Genomic DNA, 21,391 nt, shown 5'->3' with positions numbered 1-21,391 from the left:
TCTCCATAAATAAGACAATCACCAAAACAAACGGGCGATTAACTCATTCACGGAAGACGCATAATCGGAGATGTACCCTGAGGGTGGGAGGGGAAATCACTCTGGGAGGGGGAATGCGCAAACGCGCAGCCACGGTAGGCGCCAACAGCGCCAGCAGCAGGCCAAGCCCGAGCAGCACGGTTTCAAACATCACCGGCGGTGAGGCCAATAAGGATTTAGCGCTCAGTTCACAGGGGGTAGGTTGCAGTTCGGCGGCATCGTCGCCGGCGGATGGCGCAGCGCTGGCAGCAGGAATCCCCATCGCTTGCTGCAACGCATGCAGGCTCGCCATGCGCTGAGTCATGCAGGTCAGCACCACCAGGCAAGCCAGGCATAAAAACCATTTCGCAATCCGCTGCTGTTTAACCATGCCGCCCTCAATTCCAAGTCTGCGCTTATCTTAGCGGCGCAGGCGCGTTTAGCAATGTTTTGCCTGTAAAGAAATGTCTTACGACGGTATTGATGGCGGGCATTTACGGGTATCATAGGCGCACACCTGCGCTTTTCGCCGGGTACGACGATTATTCTTTCCCCAAAGTCATGGGTGTTGCGGCAAGGCGGCAAGCAAGCGAGTCTCGATGAGCTTACTCAGGTAAGTGTTTCGAGTGAGATTGCGCAGACCACACCGCGGCAACGCCAGCTAAACTGGGGGATACACAGCGAAGGACAGGTGATATGCAACCTTTGAGTGGACCGGGCACCCCGATCGCCAGCGATCGTCCTTCAACCCCGGGCAAAACCACCCCCACAGACGATAGCCCGCTCTCCCCGGCGCAGCGTACGACGCTGGAGAAGCTGGTGGTCAAAATCATGGCGCTAAGCCCGGCCAAATCCGCAGAGATTTGGGTCACGCTGCGTCACGATCTGCAGACAGACAACAGCAGTGAACTGCTGGCGCGTCATTTTCAGCCGGCCGAGCAACTGCTGCAAAACCGTCTGACGCAGGTACAGCAAAACCATGCCAGTCGCCAACTGATGCAGCAGCTTACCGAACTGTTGCCGCAGGGCAATAACCGCCAGGCGGTGAGTGATTTCATTCGCCAGCAGTTTGGCCACACGGTACTGAGCCAGTTGAGCCACTCGCAGTTGCAGCAGGTACTGAACCTGTTACAGACCGGCAGCCTGACGATCCCTCACCCGCAGCAAACTGCCACCAGCGATCGCCCGCTGCTGCCTGCCGAGCATCAAAGCCTGCAGCAGCAGGTCACCAAGCTCAGTGCCGCCACCGGCGAGTCGCCGGCCAAGATCTGGCAAACGCTGTTTGATCTGACCGGGGTTAAAACCAACGATCCGCTGCCGGCGCGCCACTTCCAACTGCTGAACCAGTTTTTGCAGGTGAAGGTCGCGCTGAGTCCACAAACCGCGCCGACGCTGAACAACCTGCTCGCCGTGCTTAAACAGCCGGCGGATGCGCAGGAGCAGCAGCAGTTGAATGACTACTGCCAGTCCCGCTTCAACTGCAATGCCAGCGCCCCCTTGACCCACCCGCAGATGAGCGACGTCATCAACCAGCTATTTGCACGTCGTCTGGAAAAAGCCGGTCATGCTCAGCCGATCATCGGCAACGCTACCGAGCCGCAACCGCTGCTCAATCCGCTGATTGCCGCCCTGCCCCAGCCGCTACAAAAAGCGCTGAGCAAACCGGCGGTGACGCTTATCCTGTTCATTTTGGTGCTAGCTCTGGTATTGGCGCTGGTGTTTTAACGCTTTCCCTTCTCAAACGATTTCTGGCCTGTGGATGCCCTGTCCAGGGCCAGACTCTAATGCTGATGTTAACTTCGCGGTAACTCCGGCCAACGTCAGGCGCAGCCACAGTCCTCTCCACTGGCACTTCCCACCAGCGAGCCCGGCTGTTCACCGGTGGCCAGGGGATGACCATCACGTATCCAGAAGTCCAATCCACCAATCAGCTCTTTCACCCGCAGCCCCTGTTGAGCCAGTTTGTAAGCCCCTTTGGTCGAACCGTTGCAGCCGATACCATCGCAATAAGTGACGTAAACCTTGTCGCGATCCAGATGCGCCGTGCCCGCCTCGTTCATCAACCGGTGCGGCAAACTGATAGCGCCGGGAATATGCCCGGCCGCATAGAGTGCCTCTGCACGGGTATCGATCACCAGGATCTCACTGACCCCGTTGCGCAAATCCTCCGCCACGTCCCACGCATCCGCGTAATAACTCAGCTTTGCGGCCAGATAATCCAGGCTCTGCGCCGCGCTGCCCGGTGGAAAAGCCAAAACCAATGAAGATACCGCCATGGAATTCACTCCTGTAGAGAAAGACTGATGACAATATTGCCTGATTTTGGTCTTATGCTTGATACCCATTTTCGCCCATGGATAAGTCCCATTATGGCTAACGCATTGCCCACTCTGTTTCATCAACCGGAACACGCCGGTGGCACCTTGCGTGAACGCGTCTGCAGCACGCTGCGCCGGGCTATTCATCATGGGGCTCTTGGCCCTGGGCAACGCTTGCCCTCATCGCGGGTCCTGGCTGAAGATTTGGGCGTCTCGCGCGTAACCACCGAAGCAGCCTATGCTCAGTTGGAAGCCGAAGGCTATCTGCAGCGCCGCGTTGGTCAAGGCACCTTCGTGGCGATCAACATCGTCAAGTCACCATCCGCCGCCAAAGTCAGCGGCGAACCCCGCCTTTCGCTGCGCGGCACGCAGATCGCGCAAACCGGCGGCTGCCACGATCCACTGCAGCCTCTGCCCTTCGCTGCCGGTTCGCCGGATTTACGTGCTTTCCCGCTAAAACTGTGGAAACAGCTCACCGCTCAACAACTGCGTCTGCGTGGGGAAGCTCTGATGCGCTATGGCGATCCTCAGGGCTACTTTCCGCTACGCGAAACCATTGCCGGCTATGTCAGCCAGACGCGCGGCGTTAACTGCGATGCGCAGCAGGTCGTGGTGCTGACCAGTTCGCAGCAGGCCCTGCAGCTGATTGCCACCCTGTTGTTGGATAGCGGTGACAAAGTGTGGATGGAAGACCCCGGTTATCGCGGTGCCAGAAACGCCTTTAGCAGCGTCGGAGCCGAACTTGTCCCGGTCAAGGTGGACGACGCCGGACTGATGCCCGATGAACACCTGCCTGCACCTCGACTGATTTACCTGACGCCCTCGCATCAATACCCCACCGGCGTAGCACTCAGCCTGCCACGCAGGCTCGAGCTGCTGGCGCTGGCACAACGGCAGCGGGCCTGGATTATTGAAGATGATTACGACAGCGAGTTTCACTATGACGGCCAGCCGATGCCGGCGATGCAGGGGTTGGATCGGCACGGCAACGTGCTTTATCTGGGCACCTTTTCCAAGGCGCTGTTTCCTTCCCTGCGGCTGGCTTATTTGGTGTTGCCACCGGCGTTGGTGGAGCCTTTTACCACCGCACGCACGGTATACGACGGCCACAGCGCCCAATTGATGCAGGCGGTGACCGCCGAATTTATCCAGCAGGGGCACTTTGCCGCTCATATCCGCTATATGCGCCAGCTGTACCGCAGCCGTCGTGACCTGTTACTGGCGGAGGTGCAGGAAAAGCTTGGGCATTTCGCCACCCCGCAACCGGCAGGGGGCGGCTTGCAGCTCAGCGTTTGGCTGCCGCCCGGGCAGGAGAGCGCCCTGACTCAGCAGGCGCAGCGCCTGGGCGTAGTCACGCCCGGATTGACGGCACAGTACCAAACCCCGAGCCTGCAGCGCGACGGCTGGCTGCTGGGCTTTTCCGCCCTGACACCGGGCGAGATCCGCGCCGCCGTCGAGCGGTTGACGCGGATCTTGCCTGCTTGACCTTGCGGGACGCTTGGCGGCCCCGAGTCAGGTTACTGCTCGGTCAACCGCAGCTCGGCCACCAACGGCAGGTGATCGCTGACCGCCGGCCAGTGAATGCCGTTCCAATCGCCGCTGGCGTTCGGCACAGTCAGGCTGTCCAGATGCCAGCGCTGGGCATTGCCGCTAAAGATATAATCGACCTTGATTTCGGCGTTTTCCGCCGGCCAGCTGCGGCCATCCTGCTGCTTGGGCATGATATCGTTCCAATAGCGGCTCAGCTCAGTCCAGGTGACGCTGCCCGGCACGTCGTTCATATCGCCGAACAACAGCTTGATGCCGCGCATTTCAATCGTGCGGTCATTCAGTTCGCGCACCTGATCCAGCCGCATCGCCGGATCTTCCTTGGTGTCCAGATGGGTATTGATCAGGGTAATCGGCGCCGGGAACTCGGGCACGTCGGTCTGGGCGCTGAATGCAATTCGCTGCTCGCGCTGACCGGAAGGCAACGGGTAAATTTTGCTGTCATGCAGCGGGTATTTCGATAGGAACGCCAGCCCATATTCGCCGCCGTCAAAATCAATCGCGCGGCCGAACGCGACGTGCATACCGGTCAGTTTGGCCAGTTCCTCCGCCTGATCGAGCTTGCCGCTGCGGCCGGTCAGTTTGTCCACCTCCTGCAGCGCCACCACATCGACATTCATCGCCTTGATCGCTTTGGCGATTGCGGTCATGTCGCTGACCTTGCCGGCGGCGATATTGAAGCTGGCTACGCGGATCTTCGGTGCCTGCTCCAGGCTATAGGTTTTGTTTTTCAGACCGCCGAGCGCACTGGCCACTTCACGGCTATTGGCGTTGCTGTTGGCATGGCCACCATCGGTGGATGACCAGGCCGTATGCGATATTCCCAGGGATAACAAAGTGATAAGTAAAGCATGACGTGAGCGCATGTATTCTCCTTTAACGATCCTATTATTTGGGGGCACCCGTTCCCCCACAGCTAACAACGATTTTGCCGCAGTTACCCGAGACTATTTCCTAGTTGTGCCGCTATTTTTTTATTCTGCGCGGCATCTCGCATTCCGGCAGCGAAAGCATTGCACCATTGGACAACCGGCTGATTTAGCTTTAAAACCGTTAGACCGCTTATCGAGAGGAACCCGCATGACCAGCGCCATTGCCGAACAGCTCACCGAACGTTTCTTCCGCTATCTGGCGGTGACCAGCCAGAGCGACGCCGCCGCAACCACCCTGCCCAGCACGCCGGGCCAACATGATATGGCCAAGCTGCTGGCGGCCGAACTGCGCCAGCTAGGCATGCAAGACGTGCAAATCGACGAGCACGCTACCGTGACCGCCCGCAAACCCGGCAATCAGCCAGGCGCTCCGCGTATCGGCTTTATCACCCATATCGATACCGTTGACGTTGGCCTGTCGGCCCATATTCACCCGCAGCGCCTGCGCTTTACCGGCCAGGATTTGTGCCTGAATGCCGAACACGATATTTGGCTGCGCACCGCCGAACATCCGGAGATCCTGGCCTATCCGAATGAAGAAATTATTTTCAGCGACGGCACCAGCGTGCTCGGCGCCGATAACAAAGCGGCGGTCACGGTGGTCATGACCCTGCTGGCCAACCTGAGCGCCTCCGATCGCCACGGCGACATTGTGGTGGCCTTTGTCCCGGATGAGGAAATTGGCCTGCGCGGCGCCAAAGCGCTGGATCTGGCGCGTTTCGAGGTGGATTTTGCCTATACCATCGACTGCTGCGAGTTGGGGGAAGTGGTGTATGAGAACTTCAATGCCGCAGGTGCGGAGATCCGTATCGAAGGGGTCACCGCGCACCCCATGTCGGCGAAGAACGTGCTGATCAACCCGATTCGCATCGCCAACGACATCATCAACCAATTCGACATCAAGGACACGCCGGAACATACCGAGGGGCGTGAAGGCTACTTCTGGTTCAACGATCTGACCGCCAATGCCAACCTCGCTACGTTGAAAGTGTCGATCCGCGATTTTGACCTGGCCGGGTTCAATGCGCGTAAAGAGCGCATTCAGGAAGTGGTGCGACAGGTGGCGGCAAACTACCCGCGCGCCAAGGTCAGCTGCAAGGTGACGGATATCTACAGCAATATCAGCAACTCTATCGGGGAAGACCAGCGAGCCATTGAGCTGATTTTCGGTGCCCTGGCCGCCCACGGCATTCCCCCCAAGGTGATCCCGATGCGTGGCGGCACCGACGGCGCCGCACTCTCCAGCCGTGGGCTGCTGACGCCGAACTACTTCACCGGCGCGCACAATTTCCATTCGCGCTTTGAGTTTCTGCCGATCAGCGCCTTTGTGAAATCCTATCAGGTGACTCGCAGCATCTGCTTGCTGGCGGCACGCGGTTAGACGCCATGGTGTAAAAGCGCGGTATGGCAGGAAAATACCGCGCTTAAGCCAACAGCCAGCCAAGCAAGCCGGCCCATACCAGTAACGGCAACGAATAGTAATGAAATTTCAGCCAAATTTTGCGCTCGTCCGCCATACGCAGCGCAATCAGGTTCGCCAGCGAACCGATCGCCAGCCCAAAGCCACCGGCGTTGACCGCATAGGCCAGCAGTTGGCTGGAAGGCACGTAGTTGAGCATTAAAATGGTCGCCGGCACGTTGCTGATCACCTGCGACAGGCCAATCCCCAAAGCGTAAATGCCCCCGTTACCCAGCGTAGCGATATCGGCAAACCAAGGCTGGATCGCCTGCAACCGGGTAAACAGCCCCACGTCGATGAACATGGCGATAAAGACAAAAATCAGGCTCCAGTCGATCTGCAGCAATACCCGACGCGCCAGCAGCAAAAAACCGACGAACACCGCCAACAGGCCATACAGCGGCAGATCAAGATCCAGACACAGCAGAAAAATCACGTACAGCGCCACACAGCTCAGCAACAGGCGTAGCTGATACGGATAACCTTCGGTGTGCGGCGCTTTAACGATATCCCGCGCCGGGAAGCAGAACCCGGTCAGCAGCAGCAAACTGACCAGCATCACCACGCCAAACGGTGCCATTTGGCCAATGAACCCCAGGAAAGAGAGTGAAGACTTGCTCCACAGCAGAATGTTTTGCGGGTTGCCAATCGGCGTCAGCAATGAACCGGCATTGACCGCCAGCGCCTGGAAGATAATCAACCGGCCAATCGGTAACGACGACAGTTTTTTCAGCGTGATGGTCAGCGGAATGACGATAAACAGCGCCACGTCGTTGGTCAGGAACGACGACAGCAACGCGGCGGAAAACACCAGAAACAGCGCCAATCGCCGCTCGCTGTGCAGCGTATTGATGATTTTGCGGCCAACAAAATCGAAATAACCGCTGACCTCGACGCCCTTGGTAAGTAACATCAATCCAAGCAGCGTAATGATGGTGCGCCAGTCGATAAAACTGTTTAACGCAGGCAGCTGTTGCGGGTTAAAGGCCGCCATCAGTACGCCGACTAACAGCAAAATATGCAAAAAACGATCTTTCAGGAACGGCTGAATCAGCCGGGAAACGGCGTTTGAACTCATGTTGAGCGCTTCAAAAAAACAACCAGGGATCAGGAACCAGACGTTAGCCCAAGCACGGCGGCAACGCCAGCAAAATGCTCTTTTACCGTTAACTGCTTTTCATTTGCCGCGCTTTACTTTATTTGTAGCGCCTTTCACTGTTTCAAAGGATGTTTTCATGGCTAACGTTTTTGCCAAAGGGCTGTTGCTGAGTGTGACCATCGGCTTACTGGCTGCCTGTAATGACCCGGATACCCGCCCACAGATCGACATTGAAGGCAAAACCATGGGCACCTTCTACAGCGTCAAGGTCAGCGGTGACGTGGCGGTCAATAAACAGCAGTTGCAACAGCAGATTGACGCCGTGCTGGAACGCGCCAATGACGATATCTCCACCTATCGCAATGATTCTGTGCTTTCGCGTTTTAATCAAACCCAGAGTACCGAGCCACAGCCGATCCCGCGCGGAATGGCGGATATTATCCTGATGGCTCAGCGCATTGGCCGCGACACTCAGGGCGCGATGAATATCACCGTGGGTCCGCTGGTGAATTTATGGGGCTTTGGCCCAGACAAGCGTGTGGTCAAGGTACCGAGCCAACAGCAAATAGAGGCGGCACAAAAAAATATTGGCCTGCAGCACCTGAAGCTACTCAGCGACAGCCGTGGCGAATGGCTGCAAAAGGACTTGCCCGGGATGTATGTTGATCTCTCGACGTTGGGCGAAGGCTATGGCGTCGATCAGTTGGTGCAGCTGATGGCCCGTAATGGTATCACCCATTATCTGGTGTCGGTCGGTGGTGCAGTATCCTCGCGCGGCGTTAACGGGCAGGGCAAACCCTGGCGCGTGGCGATCCAAAAACCGACCGACCGCGAAAATGCGGTTCAGGCACTGGTTGATTTGCAGGGTTACGGCATCAGCACCGCCGGCAGCTACCGCAACTATTTTGAACAGGACGGGCAGCGCTATTCGCACGTGATCGATCCCACAACCGGCAAGCCGATTACTCATCGCCTGGTCTCCGCTACGGTGATAGCGCCCACCGCGCTGGAAGCCGACGGCTGGGATACCGGGTTGATGGTGTTGGGGACGGAAAAAGCGCTCAAACTGGCGGAAGAAAAAGGCTTGGCGGTTTACCTGATCAGCAAAACCGATGATGGGTTCAGCGCCGTAATGACGCCGCAGTTCAAGGCGTTTCTGGTGAAATAGTTTCTGTGCGGTAAAGACGGGGCGCAGTGCACTGCACCCCGCTTGCTTATCCTTTTCGGTGCAGTAACAGGTAGACCACAGGAACCACCAACATCGACAACAGCGGTGCACTGAGCATGCCGCCAATCATCGGTGCCGCAATGCGCCGCATTACCTCAGAACCGGCACCGTTACCCCACATGATCGGCAATAGCCCGGCCATAATGGTGGCAACGGTCATCACTTTTGGTCGCACCCGCAATACCGCCCCCTCGGTGATGGCATCCATCAGCTGTTTTTGCGTGAGCGGTTGTCCCGGCTGGCGATGTTTTTCCAACGCATGGTTCAAGTACAGCACCATTATCACGCCGAATTCCGCCGCCACACCCGCCAGCGCGATAAAGCCAACTGCCCCGGCCACCGACAGGTTGTAGTTCAGCAGATAGAGCAGCCACACCCCGCCGATCAGCGCAAACGGCAGCGTCGCCATGATCAACAACGCATCACGCACGCTGCTGAAGGTGACAAACAGCAGCACGAAAATGATTGCCAATGTTACCGGCAGTACGATTTTCAACTGAGCGCTGGCACGTTCAAGATATTCAAACTGCCCGGACCAGCTCAACGACACCCCGGCCGGCAGCTTGACCTGCTGCGCGACGGCCTGCTGCATCTCTTCCACCGCCGATTTGAGATCGCGCCCGCGCAGATCGACATAAATCCAGTTGGAGAGCCGCGCGTTTTCACTTTTCAGCATCGGTGGCCCTTCGCTAATCCGAATATCCGCCAGCATCGACAGCGGCACCTGGCCACCGCTGGCAGTCAGTACCGGTAACGCCTGCAACTGCTGTACCGAATCACGCACCTCACGCGGATAACGCACATTGATCGGGTAACGCGCCCGGCCCTCGACGGTTTCGCCAATGTTTTCGCCGCCCACCAGCGTCGCCACCATGGATTGCAGCTCTTTCACCGAAACGCCGTAGCGCGCAGCCCGCTGACGGTCGATATCGATATCCACGTAGCGGCCGCCGGTGATGCGTTCTGCCAGCGCCGAAGTGACGCCCGGCACCTGCTTCACCACCTGCTCAATCTGCCCGGAAATCCGTTCGATATCGGCCATATTATTGCCGTTCACCTTGATGCCCACCGGACTTTTGATTCCGGTGGCCAACATGTCCAGCCGATTGCGGATCGGCGGAACCCAGACGTTGGCAATACCCGGCACCTTGACCACCGCATCCAGTTCCGCCACCAGCTTGTCCATGGTCATGCCCGGTCGCCACTGGTCACGCGGTTTGAAACGAATGGTGGTTTCCAGCATGGTCAGCGGAGCGGGATCGGTAGCGCTTTCCGCCCTGCCGGCCTTACCGAACACCGTCGCCACTTCCGGCACGGTTTTGATCAACCTGTCGGTCAGTTGCAGTAGCCTGCTGGCCTCGCGCGCCGACATCCCCGGCAGCGAGGAAGGCATATACAACAGGTCACCTTCGTCGAGCTGCGGCATAAATTCGCTGCCCAACCGGCTAAGCGGATAGGCGGTTAACAGCAACAGCAGGCACGAAATCCCCAGCGTGGTTTTTGGCCGTGCCAACACCGACGCCAGCACCGGCTGATACAGGCGGATCAGCCAGCGGTTGATCGGATTGGCATGTTCGTCGGGAATGCGGCCGCGGATAAAGTAGCCCATCAGCACCGGCACCAGCGTAATGCCCAGACCGGCCGCCACCGCCATGGCGTAGGTTTTGGTGTAGGCCAGCGGGGAGAACATCCGGCCTTCCTGCGCCTGCAGGGTGAACACCGGAATGAAGGACAGCGTGATAATCAGCAAACTGCAAAACAGCGCCGGCCCCACCTCCACCGCCGCCTGCTCTGAAATGCGCCAATAATCCGTCGACGTCGGCTGCTGTCCAAGATGGCGTTGCCGCCACTGCTCCAGCACCTTATGCATGTTCTCAATCATGACGATGGCTGCATCCACCATGGCGCCAATGGCGATGGCGATTCCCCCCAGCGACATGATATTGGCGTTTACGCCCTGGTAATGCATCACCACAAAGGCGCCAAGAATGCCGAGCGGCAGCGTGATCATCGCCACCAGCGCCGAACGAAAATGGAACAGGAACAGCGTGCACACCAAAGCCACCACGATAAACTCCTCCAGGAGCTTGTGGGACAAGGTTTCAATTGCATGTTCGATCAGTTGGGAGCGGTCGTACACGGTGACAATTTCCACACCCGGCGGCAGGGTCTGCTGAACCTCCTGCAGCTTGACCTTCAGCGCGTTGATGGTTTCCAGGGCATTTTTGCCGTAGCGCATCACGACGATGCCGCCCGCCACTTCGCCCTCGCCGTTCAGCTCCGCCACGCCCCGGCGGATCTCCGGCCCTTCACGCAGTGTTGCCACTTGCGACAGCAGGATCGGCACACCGTCACGCACGGTGATCACCACGTTGGCAAAGTCGCTGAGTTTTTTCAGGTAGCCCGAGGTGCGAACCATATACTCCGCCTCCCCCATTTCCAGCAGCGCCCCGCCGCCTTGCTGGTTGGCGTCCTGAATGGCACTGACTACCTGTTGATGGGTGATGTTTAGCGCGCGCAGGCTGGGTGGATCCAGCACCACCTGATATTGGCGTACCATGCCGCCCACGCTGGCCACTTCCGCCACGTTGGGGACGGTTTTCAGTTCAAACTTCAGCGTCCAGTCTTGCAGCGCGCGCAGGTCGGCCAGGCTGTGCTTGCCGCTGTTATCCACCAGGGCATACTCGTACACCCAGCCGACGCCGGTGGCGTCCGGCCCCAGTGCCACCTTCACCTGCGGCGGCAGTGAGGATTGCACCTGGCTGAGCGCCTCCAGCACCCGCGAACGCGCCCAGTACAAATCGGTGCCGTCCTCAAACAACACGTAAACGTAGGCGTCGCCAAACATGGAAAAACCCCGTAACGTTTTGGCCCCCGGCACCGAGAGCAACGTGGTGGTCAGCGGATAGGTCACCTGATCTTCAATTACCTGCGGTGCCTTGCCCGGATAGGTGGCACGGACAATCACCTGTACGTCGGAGAGATCCGGCAGCGCATCCAGCGGCGCTTTCTGCAATGCCCAGATCCCCCAACCGGCCAACAGCACCGAAGCCAGCAGCACCAAGAGCCGGTTGCGCAGCGACCAGCGGATCACGAAAGCAATCATAAGTGGCCCCCATGTTCAGCGCTTGTCGGCACGATTTGGCTGATATGTGAACCTTGTTCATCAACGCTAAAGTGGATTTTTACGCTATCACCGGGTTTGATACCGGCAGGTATTCCCCCTGGCGGCAGGGCAAAATCCATGGTCATCGCCGGCCACTGCAGCTCCGGCACGGGGCCGTGGGACAGCGTGATGGTGCTCTCGTTCACGGCATCCACCACCCCCTCGGCCTGGTATTGTTTCACCTCGTTTGGCGCCGCCATTTGTGGCAAGGCACTGCGCATGCTGGCCTCGGAATCAATCAGGAATTGGCCGGAGGTCACTACCCTTTGCCCTGCATTCAGCCCACGTTTGATTTCTACCCAGCCGTCCTGCGCACGACCGGCCACCACGTCAACCGGCGTGAAGTGCCCATTGCCTTCGGCGATCAACACCCTATTGCGATCGCCGCTGTCGATCAGCGCCTCCTGCGGTATCGCCAACACCGGTTGGCCGAGGTTGCTGTGCGACAATGTCAGTTGCAGGTACATGCCCGGTCGAAGCTTTTGTTGAGGGTTTTTCAACAGGATGCGCGCTTTGAAGGTTCGGGTCAGCGGATCGACATTGGCCAGCAGTTCGCTCACCTCGCCTTCAAATCGTTCACCAGGCCAGCTGGCGGAAGCGGCCTGCACCTTATCGCCCACTTTCAACAATCCGGCCTGCGCCTGCGGATAATCGGCAACGATCCACACCGGATCGAGGCTGGCTAGTTCAAACAGCCCCTGCGCGGCCGTCACCTGAGCGCCTTCGAGCACGCTCAGCTTATTCACAAAACCATTTTCCGGTGCCGCTATCTGCACCCGCGGTTCGGGTTTACCTGAACGTTCCACCTGCCGGATCACCGCCTCGGGCATAAACAGCAACTGCAACCGCTGACGTGCAGCGGCGGTCAGTGCGCTATCGCCCAGTTTGCGTATTGCCAGATATTCCTGCTGTGCCGCACTCCAGTCGGGGATCCACAGCTGCGCCAGGGCTTCGCCCTTTTTCACCTGTTGCTGACTGGCACGCACGTAGAGTTTTTCCACCAGTCCGTTGGCGCGGGCGGCGACAATCTGAACCCCGCGTTCATCGGTGGCGACGCTGCCGAAAGCGCTCAGTTGTGGCTCCAGTTGGCGCAATTGTGCAGCTTCGGTGCGAACGCCCAGGTTCTGCTGTTGCCGGGCGCTGATGGTCACGCCCCCTTCCGGTTCAACCTCATCGGCATAGCGCGGCACCAGTTGCATATCCATAAAGGGCGATTTACCCGGTTGGTCAAAACGCTGCCCCGGCATCATCGGGTCGTACCAATAAAGCACCTGCCGCTCACTCTTGACGGCCGGCGCAGGCGCTTCTCCCGCTGCGCCAAACCAGTATCCCGCCAGCCCAGTGCCAATCAGCGCCGCTAACAGCGCTAGCTTGAATTGTATTTTCATTGCATTGATTCCTGAGGGGTGAGATAGCGAATGGCGGCCCAAATCTGTGCCAGTTCCCTGGCGGCCTTGCCGGCGCTGAGGCGACTGTCGAGCAGCGCCCGCCGAGCTTCCAGTACCGCCGACAAATCGCTTTTACCGCTGCGGTACTGCGCTAACAGCAAAGTGACCCGCTGTTGTTGCAGGGGAATAGCCTGCTCCTGTTGGCGTTGCCACTGCGCCTGAGCCGCCTGATATTGCGCCAACAGCGTATCGAGCTGTGCCTGATGATCACGTATCAACAACGTGAGCCGATCGTTGGCCTCCATGCTGCGGGAAACATCAGCGGCATAGTCCTTATCCTGCCGCTGCGAGCGGAACAACGGCAGATCGACGGTAAACATCACCCCGGCCAAATCCTCGTACTCGTCGGCCCGTTTGCCGTAATACACCTCGACGCCGACGTCCGGTATCGCCGCCACCTCTGATTGCGCCGAACGCGCCTTGGCGACGTCCGCCTCACGGCTGGCCTGCAACACCTCGGGGTGTTGCCTGATGGCCTGCCGCAATACTTCGCTGTCCGCCGGTAAACGTTCAAAGCGCGGCATGGCCCCGGCGGTATCCGTCGCAGACAGGCCGGTCAACTGCGTCAGACGCGCCTGCGCGACAGCAACATCACGCTGCGCCTCGCTGATGCGATCCTGCATGCTTAGCAGCGTCAGCCTGGCATCCAGCACTCCACTCGCTGGGGTTCCCCCGCCGGCTACCGCAGCATGCTGAGTGGCAATCTGGCGTTCACTCTCCGTCACCAGGGCTGAGGCATCCCGCAGGGTTTGCCGACTCAGCGCCAGCGCCAGCCAGGCCTGTGCGGTTTGCTGTTGAAGGCGAGCGCGAATGGTGGCGCTGCCCGCATCCGTCTGGCTGGCTTCGGCGCGCAGGGTGTCCGCTTTACGCTGACGTTTGGTGCTGCTGACGTAATCCTGCATGATGCCGATTCGTCCCATGGTCATGCCTTCGCGGGTAAAACGCCGAGCGTTGCCGCCCTGCACCGGCACGTTTTCAATGCCGAACTTCAGCTTGGGATCGGGCAACTGCATTGCCGAATCCGCCATGTTCTGCAAGGCGTCAACCTGATGACGATTGGCGGATAACTCCGCCGAATAACCTTCGGCCGCCGTCAATGACTGTTGCAGCGTCAGACCCGCCGCCAGGGTGGCCGGTGCCCAACAGGCAAGCAGCAGCCAGCCCACCCGCCAAGGGTGAGAAAGGATAATGGTCATAACGCCTCCGTTATGGTCGAGCAGCGGCGATGGCGATCAGCTGATAACCGCCGTCGATCGGCAGGAAGCTGAAATCAACCTCGGTACCCACCGGCAAGACGGCGAATGAAGGCGATGAAGGAAGCAGGAAGCTCATGGTCATTGGCGGCCAACTGAGTGCAGGAATGGCCTGGTGCGCGATAGACACCTTTCGCTCATCCCAGCTTTTGACGACGCCCTGGCTGTGGATTTCATCGGCAGTTCTTGCGGCAGGATCCTGCATTGCCATATCGGCAGCGCTGGCGCTAAAAGAGAAAAACAGGGCGATCACTACGGCAGCAAATACATTACGCATAACGGGTACTCCATAAAATAGTTAACAAACGCGGAAAACCGTCGGAGACGGCAAAGCGGTTGTCAGAACTATTCACGGAACCGGCAGAAAACGATCTCTGCCGGCGGACCTGTTATCGGGGGCGTTTGCCAGGTATTGGAGGGGACTGAACGAGACGGGAAAGGCGTAATAACGGCCAATTCGCTGCTGGTAGGCAGCGCAGCCAATGTCAGGTTGCTGTGATCCTGTTGGGCTGACTCCGGAACGCAGTGTTTCTCACACAGCGGCTCTTGGGTTTGCATCTGCTGCTGCGACGGCACGCTGTTTTGCATATGCATCATATGCTGAGCCATCGGCGCTTCACCGCTGAACTGCAGGTTGCAGTTGTGGCTGGCCAACGCCAGTTGAGTATTCAACAACAGCCAGCTGACGACCAATAACCATGCGCAGGCCCGCTTTTTAGTAAAGCGCAGGCGGTGCATGGATAAGGAGATGGACGCCAAAGCCGACATCAGATCGTTCCAGAGTGGGAGATAGCGGGAGTATATCGACCCGGACCGGGCGCAGGAATGGAATTTACATCCGCTGACAAAGAACTGCCCATCTGTGGGCCGGTAATATAAATGCCATGACTTCAATCAACTGGCGGTGGATTACCCAAACAAAAAGCCCAGCAGATGCTGGGCTTTTAAACCGGGAGACTCTCCGACGGAAGGTTATTTGGTCAACGCGATAATACCCAGCGTCAGACCGGCAACTGCCGCTGCCCCACCGGCGATGGCGCCAGCGGTTTCCCAGTTGTCCTGCGTGGTGCCTTTCATGCAGGTATTGGTGTGCACCAGACGACCCTGGTCGTCATAGACCGGGACACAAGGGGAATCGGTCGCGCACCCAGCCAGAATGACCGACAGCAATCCAACCGCAATTAACTTTTTCATACTCTTGCCTCAATGTTCGATCACTCTGAAACGCTACGCCGAGTGATATTCGCGCTATTGAGCCATTGTATGCGCAAAAGGCTGAACAAAGCGTTAATGATCCGTCAGGAGATGTAATTTGGGATAACTCCTAGCGGCCCGTCGGCAGGGATTGCAGGCATTAAAAAGCCCGCAAAAATGCGGGCTTGATCCAGAACCTTGAGGCCGGAATTACTTCTGCAGCTTACGCATCACCAGCGTGGCGTTGGTGCCGCCGAAGCCAAAGCTGTTGGACATCACGGTGGTCAACTCGCGTTGAGTTGGCTCAGTCACGATGTTCATGCCAGCGGCTTTCTCATCCAGGTTATCGATGTTGATGCTCGGCGCGATAAAGCCGTGCTCAACCATCAGCAGGCTGTAGATCGCTTCCTGCACGCCCGCGGCACCCAGTGAGTGACCGGTCATGGCCTTGGTGGAAGAGATTGCCGGGGTGTTGTCGCCAAACACTTCGCGAATGGCACCCAGCTCTTTCACGTCGCCCACCGGCGTGGAGGTGCCGTGAACGTTCATGTAGTCGATTGGGGTATCAACGCCCTGCAGCGCCATCTTCATGCAGCGCACCGCGCCTTCACCTGATGGAGCCACCATGTCGGCACCGTCGGAGGTCGCACCGTAGCCGATGATTTCAGCATAGATGTGCGCACCACGCGCCAGAGCGTGTTCCAGCTCTTCAACCACCACCATACCGCCGCCGCCGGCGATGACGAAACCGTCACGGGCAGAGTCGTAAGTACGAGAAGCTTTTTCAGGGGTGTCGTTGTAGCTGGTGGACAGTGCGCCCATCGCATCGAACTCACAGGCCATTTCCCAGCACAGCTCTTCGCCGCCGCCGGCAAAGACCACGTCCTGCTTGCCCAGTTGGATCAGTTCAACCGCGTGACCAATGCAGTGTGCAGAGGTTGCGCAGGCAGAGCTGATGGAATAGTTAACGCCACGAATTTTGAACGGGGTTGCCAGGCAAGCAGAAACGCCTGAAGCCATAGCCTTGGTCACCATGTACGGACCAACGCCGCGCAGGCCTTTGGCACGCATGCCATCGGATCCGGCAACCTGGTTGCGCGGAGAACCACCACCTGAGCCAACAACCAGACCGGTGCGATCGTTGGAAACCTGATCGGCAGCCAGACCTGAGTCCTTGATGGCTTCTTCCATGGAAAGATAGGCATAAACGGACGCGTCGCTCATAAAGCGCATCACTTTACGGTCAATCAGACCCGTAGTGTCCAGTTTAACATCGCCCCATACGTGACTACGCATGCCGGAATCTTTCAGCTCCTGGGAGAAAGTGATCCCAGAACGTCCTTCCTGCAGGCTCGCCAGGACCTCCTGCTGGTTGTTACCAATGCTGGAGACGATTCCCAGGCCAGTAATCACTGCACGTTTCATTCAATACCTCTTCCACAATTTTACATTCGGGATTTTGCATCGCACTTTAGCGTACAGATGTACGCCGAACAAGTCCGATCAGCGTTTTTCAGCTTTATTCTTATCCAGTTTGCGCCATAGCGCCAGCGCCGTTAGAATCCCGTCACCCCTTGAGTTACGAGCAACTAACCGTGAGCCACGCCCCGATCCAAACCGCAGCGTTATCCTGGAATGAACAGGGTACACCTGTTTCGAAACAGTTTGATGACGTCTACTTTTCCAATCAGGATGGGCTGGAAGAAACCCGCTATGTGTTTCTCATGGGCAACCGACTGCCGCAACGTTTTGCCGACCACCCTCGCCCGCTGTTTATCGTGGCGGAAACCGGCTTCGGCACCGGGCTTAACTTTTTGACGCTGTGGCAGGCCTTTGCCGGTTTCCGCACGGCGATGCCGGACGCCCCGCTTCAGCGCCTGCACTTTATCAGCTTTGAAAAATTCCCGCTGCTGCAGGCCGATTTGGCGGCGGCGCATGCCCGCTGGCCGGAACTGGCGCCATATGCCGATGAATTACGCGCTCAATGGCCGTTGCCGCTGCCGGGCTGCCACCGCCTGCTGCTGGCCGAAGGGCGCATCACGCTCGATCTGTGGTTTGGCGACGTGAACGCGTTGCTGCCTCACTTCGACGCCAGCATGAACCGTCAAATCGATGCCTGGTTCCTCGATGGCTTCGCCCCGGCAAAGAACCCGGATATGTGGACGGAGCAGCTGTTCGGCGCCATGGCGCGCTTTGCCCGGCCGGGCGGCAGCCTTGCCACCTTTACCGCCGCAGGCTTCGTGCGTCGCGGCTTGCAGCAGGCCGGTTTTGATGTCATCAAAACCAAAGGCTTCGGCCAGAAGCGAGAGATGCTGACCGGCGAGTTGCCTGCCGATGCGCCGGCCGTCGCTCACCCTGCTCCCTGGCTGATGCGCCCGGTGGCGGAGAATACCGATGATATCGCCATCATTGGCGGCGGCGTCGCCAGCGCGCTAACCGCCCTCGCCCTGTTGCGACGCGGCGCAAAAGTCACGCTGTATTGCGCAGATCCGCAGCCGGGCGAAGGGGCATCAGGCAACCGTCAGGGCGCACTCTACCCTTTGTTGAACGGCCGAGCCGATGCGCTGGAAAATTTCTTCAGCGCCGCGTTTCCGTTTGCCCGTCGTCAGTACGATGCACTGGTGCGACAGGGCGTGGAATTCGACCATCAGTGGTGCGGTGTGAGCCAACTGGCCTTTGACGAGAAGAGCGCCGGGAAAATTGCCAAGATGCTGGCGGTTGAATGGCCGCAGGCGCTCGCCATGCCGGCCGACCGCGCTACGCTCAGCGCCTTGTGCGGCGTCGACAGCGGTTTTGACGGCATTAACTACCCGCAGGGTGGCTGGCTGTGTCCGGCCGAGCTGACGCGCAGTGCGATTGCGCTGGCGCAACGTCAAGGGATGCGCTGCCATTATGACGCTACGCTCAGCGCTCTGACCGCCCAAGAAGCAGGTTGGCAACTCAGCTTTAGCCGGGGTGAAATTCGACAGCATGCGACGGTGATTCTGGCCAACGGGCATCGGTTATCCGAACTGACGCAAAGTGAAGCGCTGCCGGTTTATGCGGTGCGCGGTCAGGTATCCCATATTCCTACCACGCCGCAGTTGAGTGCATTGAAGCAGGTGCTGTGTTACGACGGTTACCTGACGCCGGTGAATGCCAATAATCAGCAGCACTGTATCGGCGCCAGTTACCAGCGCGGCGAGACCGCCACCGAATACCGCGAAGAAGAGCAGCAGGAAAATCGGGCTCGCCTGCTACGTTGCCTGCCGGATCAAACCTGGCCGCTGGAGGTGGACGTCAGCGACCGCCAGGCGCGCTGCGGCGTACGCAGCGCCACTCGCGATCACCTGCCAATGGTAGGTGCAGTACCCGACTACCAGGCCACGCTAACGCAGTACCAGGATTTGCAACGTCAACACCAACGCGGTGAAGCTATCGCCAATGCGCCGAGCTACCCCAATCTGTTCATGATTGGCGGGTTAGGCTCTCGTGGGTTGTGCTCGGCCCCGCTGGCGGCAGAGATTTTGGCGGCGCAGCTGTTTGGCGAACCTTTGCCGGGCGACGCAGACCTGTTAGCGGCGTTGAACCCGAATAGAATGTGGGTAAGGAAATTACTGAAGGGACGTGTGGTAGCGTAAGAAAAATCACGCAGGGCGCCGGCGAAAGCGCCCTGCAGAAGCACTATCAGGCGGTAGGCAATGCCGTTTTGTACAGCGTTTCCCACATGCCATACACCAGTGCCTGATCCGGTGGTGACAGTTCACCGGCGGCAATGGCTTTATGCAGGCTGCCTTCCACCTGCGCCTTCAGCGCTTCAGCGGAGTGTTCACCCAGCTCTTCGACCTCGGCAACCGCCAACGTCAGATGACCGCGCAGGTAGCCACCGGCAAACAGTTCATCATCGCTGGCGTGCTCTACCATGTCATCAATCAGCGCCAAAATGCGCGCTTCAAATTCTGCGATCATCAAATTTCCTCTCATACCCTTCATCTTTCAAACTCTAGCGTTGTTGGCTGCGCTCACGCACCCCGGTCACTTACCTGAGTAAGCTCCTGGGGATTTGTTTGCTTGCCGCCTAGCTACAGCTTGGAAGCTATTGGGTATCTATTTTCAGTTAAACATATATACCCGTCATACTTGAAGCTGCTTCTTTGTTGGCTGCGCCGACTCGCCCCGGTCACATAGTGGACTATGCTCCCAGGGACTCGCAGGCTTGCCGCCGCGATGCAACTCCAAGTATTTAGGGTATAGTCAGTTGAGATCTTCCGGATAGGGAAAATGCTCCGCCGCCAGCGGTGGCGTATTGTAAAACGATTGTAACGCCTGAATAAAGCGCGCAGGTCTTGTGGGTATTCCCTGCTCCAACAGCAGCAGCACCCGTTCGCGCACCTTGCGTTGGAAGGCAATGCGGTCCGGCTCGCAGTCACCGTTGAGGTTGTCGCAACTGACATTGAACGGGAAACCGGCGGCGACGCAGAACATCCATTCCAAAGATTGCGGTTTAATTTCCACCGCTTCAAATTCACTTTGCGTCTGTGCATCTCGCCCGTCCGGGCAGTACCAGTAACCGAAATCTACCAACTTGCGGCGCTGTTCGCCGGCGATGCACCAGTGCGAGATTTCATGCATGCCGCTGGCGTAATAGCCATGGGCAAAAACGATCCGGTTATACGGCAGCTGATCGTCGGCCGGCAAATAGATCGGTTCATCGTCGCCTTTGACCAGTCGCGTGTTGTATTCATCGCTGAAGCACTGATTAAAAATTTCAATCAGTTGCTCATATTGATGGGTAGCCTGTGTGTCTGACATAAATAAAAATCCAATAACCACAAAAATAAAGAGGTAATTATTTCATTTTACCGCTCTTTTAGCATGCTAAAAATGCAGGGCCAGCCACTGCTGAATTTCAGCGCCGTGGTTGTCGTACAAGAGCTTGCAGCTCATCACCAGAGAAACGATAACGATCATCGGTCGGATCAGCTTTTGCCCGCGGGTCATCACCATGTGAGCCCCGAGGCGCGCACCGAGCACCTGCCCAACCAGCATCACCAGGCCAATACCCCACAGCACTTTGCCGCCAATGATAAACAACACCAGGCTGCCAAAGTTGGAAGTGAAGTTCAGCACCTTGGCGTGCGCGGTGGATTTGGCCAGGTTAAAACCGCACAGCGTCACGTAGGCCAGCGCATAGAAGGAACCGGCGCCGGGCCCAAAGAAGCCATCGTAAAAACCGACGCAGCCACCGGCCACCAGCCCGAACGGCAAGGCGCTCAAACGGCGCTGCCGATCGTTTTCCCCCAAACGCGGCGTCAGCAGGAAGTACAGGCCGATGCCGATCACCAATAACGGCAGCATTTGCCGCAGCAGATCGGCGCGCATGTGCTGCACCAGCACAGCCCCGGCAACGGAACCGATCAGGGCCAGCAAAATGGTCAGCTTCTGATCGTTGAGATCGACCGCTCGTCGGCGGATAAAATACAGACTGGCGGAGAGGGAACCGCCCACCGACTGCAGCTTGTTGGTCGCCAGCGCCTGCGCCGGGGGAACCCCCACCGCCAGCAGCGCCGGTACGGTTAACAGCCCGCCGCCGCCGGCGATAGAGTCGATAAAGCCTGCGAGTAACGCCACCACAAACAAAACCCCGAGCATCTCGGGGCCTACGACGAACCAGTCCATTTATACCCCTCTTACTTGAAGCGGCATCTGTGTTGATTGCACTCACTCACCCGAATCACTTACTCGTGTA

The 21,391-nt window shown here is 58.3% G+C and carries 19 protein-coding genes; 5 read left to right on the top strand and 14 right to left on the bottom strand.

Going from position 1 to position 21,391, the window contains the following annotated elements; translation table 11 throughout:
* Positions 1-43 precede the first annotated feature (43 nt).
* Entirely contained in the window at positions 44-409 is a 366-nt protein-coding gene (locus AC1RKG_RS20065) for a hypothetical protein (RefSeq protein ID WP_046373035.1), read from the bottom strand.
* A 305-nt stretch (positions 410-714) separates the two neighbouring features.
* Between AC1RKG_RS20065 and flk the strand changes: the two genes are divergently transcribed.
* A complete protein-coding gene (gene flk, locus AC1RKG_RS20060) occupies positions 715-1,743 on the top strand; it encodes a flagella biosynthesis regulator Flk (RefSeq protein ID WP_046373034.1) in 1,029 nt (342 codons plus the stop codon).
* A gap of 95 nt (positions 1,744-1,838) precedes the next feature.
* Here flk and AC1RKG_RS20055 read toward each other — a convergent pair whose 3' ends face one another.
* Positions 1,839-2,294 (bottom strand): rhodanese-like domain-containing protein, encoded by a 456-nt coding sequence (locus AC1RKG_RS20055; RefSeq protein ID WP_020827892.1) that lies wholly within the window; start codon positions 2,292-2,294, stop codon positions 1,839-1,841.
* A 93-nt stretch (positions 2,295-2,387) separates the two neighbouring features.
* Between AC1RKG_RS20055 and pdxR the strand changes: the two genes are divergently transcribed.
* Positions 2,388-3,821, top strand: a complete 1,434-nt coding sequence (gene pdxR, locus AC1RKG_RS20050) for a MocR-like pyridoxine biosynthesis transcription factor PdxR (protein ID WP_493183636.1) — start codon at positions 2,388-2,390, stop codon at positions 3,819-3,821.
* 32 nt (positions 3,822-3,853) lie between these two features.
* Here the strand turns inward: pdxR and AC1RKG_RS20045 are convergent, their stop codons facing one another.
* Positions 3,854-4,750, bottom strand: a complete 897-nt coding sequence (locus AC1RKG_RS20045) for an endonuclease/exonuclease/phosphatase family protein (protein WP_020827894.1) — start codon at positions 4,748-4,750, stop codon at positions 3,854-3,856.
* 214 nt (positions 4,751-4,964) lie between these two features.
* Here AC1RKG_RS20045 and pepT point away from each other — a divergent pair, with 214 nt between their 5' ends.
* Positions 4,965-6,197, top strand: a complete 1,233-nt coding sequence (gene pepT, locus AC1RKG_RS20040; protein ID WP_122079923.1) for a peptidase T — start codon at positions 4,965-4,967, stop codon at positions 6,195-6,197.
* Positions 6,198-6,240: 43 nt separating this feature from the next.
* Here pepT and AC1RKG_RS20035 read toward each other — a convergent pair whose 3' ends face one another.
* Positions 6,241-7,353: an SLC13 family permease gene (locus tag AC1RKG_RS20035; RefSeq protein WP_176984254.1), complete on the bottom strand. Its 1,113-nt coding sequence runs from the start codon at positions 7,351-7,353 to the stop codon at positions 6,241-6,243.
* 157 nt (positions 7,354-7,510) lie between these two features.
* On the opposite strand from AC1RKG_RS20035, the gene apbE reads away from it, so the two are divergent.
* Positions 7,511-8,542, top strand: a complete 1,032-nt coding sequence (apbE, locus tag AC1RKG_RS20030; RefSeq protein WP_020827897.1) for an FAD:protein FMN transferase ApbE — start codon at positions 7,511-7,513, stop codon at positions 8,540-8,542.
* 46 nt (positions 8,543-8,588) lie between these two features.
* Here the strand turns inward: apbE and AC1RKG_RS20025 are convergent, their stop codons facing one another.
* The 7 genes from AC1RKG_RS20025 to fabB form a co-directional block, all read right to left on the bottom strand.
* Positions 8,589-11,708: an efflux RND transporter permease subunit gene (locus AC1RKG_RS20025; protein ID WP_493183635.1), complete on the bottom strand. Its 3,120-nt coding sequence runs from the start codon at positions 11,706-11,708 to the stop codon at positions 8,589-8,591.
* Positions 11,705-13,156, bottom strand: a complete 1,452-nt coding sequence (locus tag AC1RKG_RS20020) for an efflux RND transporter periplasmic adaptor subunit (RefSeq protein WP_493183634.1) — start codon at positions 13,154-13,156, stop codon at positions 11,705-11,707. The genes AC1RKG_RS20025 and AC1RKG_RS20020 overlap by 4 nt, the downstream gene beginning before the upstream one ends.
* Positions 13,153-14,412 (bottom strand): TolC family protein, encoded by a 1,260-nt coding sequence (locus AC1RKG_RS20015; protein ID WP_493183633.1) that lies wholly within the window; start codon positions 14,410-14,412, stop codon positions 13,153-13,155. The genes AC1RKG_RS20020 and AC1RKG_RS20015 overlap by 4 nt, the downstream gene beginning before the upstream one ends.
* Positions 14,413-14,422: 10 nt before the next feature.
* Positions 14,423-14,746 (bottom strand): copper-binding protein, encoded by a 324-nt coding sequence (locus AC1RKG_RS20010; RefSeq protein WP_493183632.1) that lies wholly within the window; start codon positions 14,744-14,746, stop codon positions 14,423-14,425.
* Between the two features lie 68 nt (positions 14,747-14,814).
* Positions 14,815-15,237 carry a hypothetical protein gene (locus AC1RKG_RS20005; protein WP_493183631.1) on the bottom strand — a complete coding sequence of 141 codons (423 nt, stop codon included), beginning with the start codon at positions 15,235-15,237 and terminating at the stop codon, positions 14,815-14,817.
* Between the two features lie 204 nt (positions 15,238-15,441).
* Positions 15,442-15,663, bottom strand: a complete 222-nt coding sequence (locus AC1RKG_RS20000) for a putative periplasmic lipoprotein (protein WP_020827903.1) — start codon at positions 15,661-15,663, stop codon at positions 15,442-15,444.
* Between the two features lie 210 nt (positions 15,664-15,873).
* Complete coding sequence (gene fabB, locus AC1RKG_RS19995) at positions 15,874-17,088, bottom strand: beta-ketoacyl-ACP synthase I (protein WP_020827904.1); 1,215 nt, start codon at positions 17,086-17,088, stop codon at positions 15,874-15,876.
* A gap of 170 nt (positions 17,089-17,258) precedes the next feature.
* On the opposite strand from fabB, the gene mnmC reads away from it, so the two are divergent.
* Positions 17,259-19,283, top strand: a complete 2,025-nt coding sequence (gene mnmC / locus AC1RKG_RS19990) for a bifunctional tRNA (5-methylaminomethyl-2-thiouridine)(34)-methyltransferase MnmC2/FAD-dependent 5-carboxymethylaminomethyl-2-thiouridine(34) oxidoreductase MnmC1 (RefSeq protein WP_493183630.1) — start codon at positions 17,259-17,261, stop codon at positions 19,281-19,283.
* A 46-nt stretch (positions 19,284-19,329) separates the two neighbouring features.
* Here mnmC and AC1RKG_RS19985 read toward each other — a convergent pair whose 3' ends face one another.
* From AC1RKG_RS19985 to AC1RKG_RS19975, 3 genes are all read right to left on the bottom strand, one after another.
* A complete protein-coding gene (locus AC1RKG_RS19985; protein ID WP_020827906.1) occupies positions 19,330-19,611 on the bottom strand; it encodes a YfcL family protein in 282 nt (93 codons plus the stop codon).
* A gap of 285 nt (positions 19,612-19,896) precedes the next feature.
* The gene (locus AC1RKG_RS19980) at positions 19,897-20,454 is read right to left on the bottom strand and encodes an elongation factor P hydroxylase (RefSeq protein WP_020827907.1); all 558 of its coding nucleotides are present in this window, start codon (positions 20,452-20,454) and stop codon (positions 19,897-19,899) included.
* Positions 20,455-20,520: 66 nt separating this feature from the next.
* Positions 20,521-21,321: a sulfite exporter TauE/SafE family protein gene (locus AC1RKG_RS19975; RefSeq protein ID WP_046373022.1), complete on the bottom strand. Its 801-nt coding sequence runs from the start codon at positions 21,319-21,321 to the stop codon at positions 20,521-20,523.
* Positions 21,322-21,391: the final 70 nt, after the last annotated feature.

Source organism: Serratia sp. GW822-FHT06D09, from assembly GCF_058799515.1.
The sequence above is the reverse complement of the archived record's forward strand: the minus strand, read 5'-3'. Positions and strand labels throughout refer to the sequence as shown.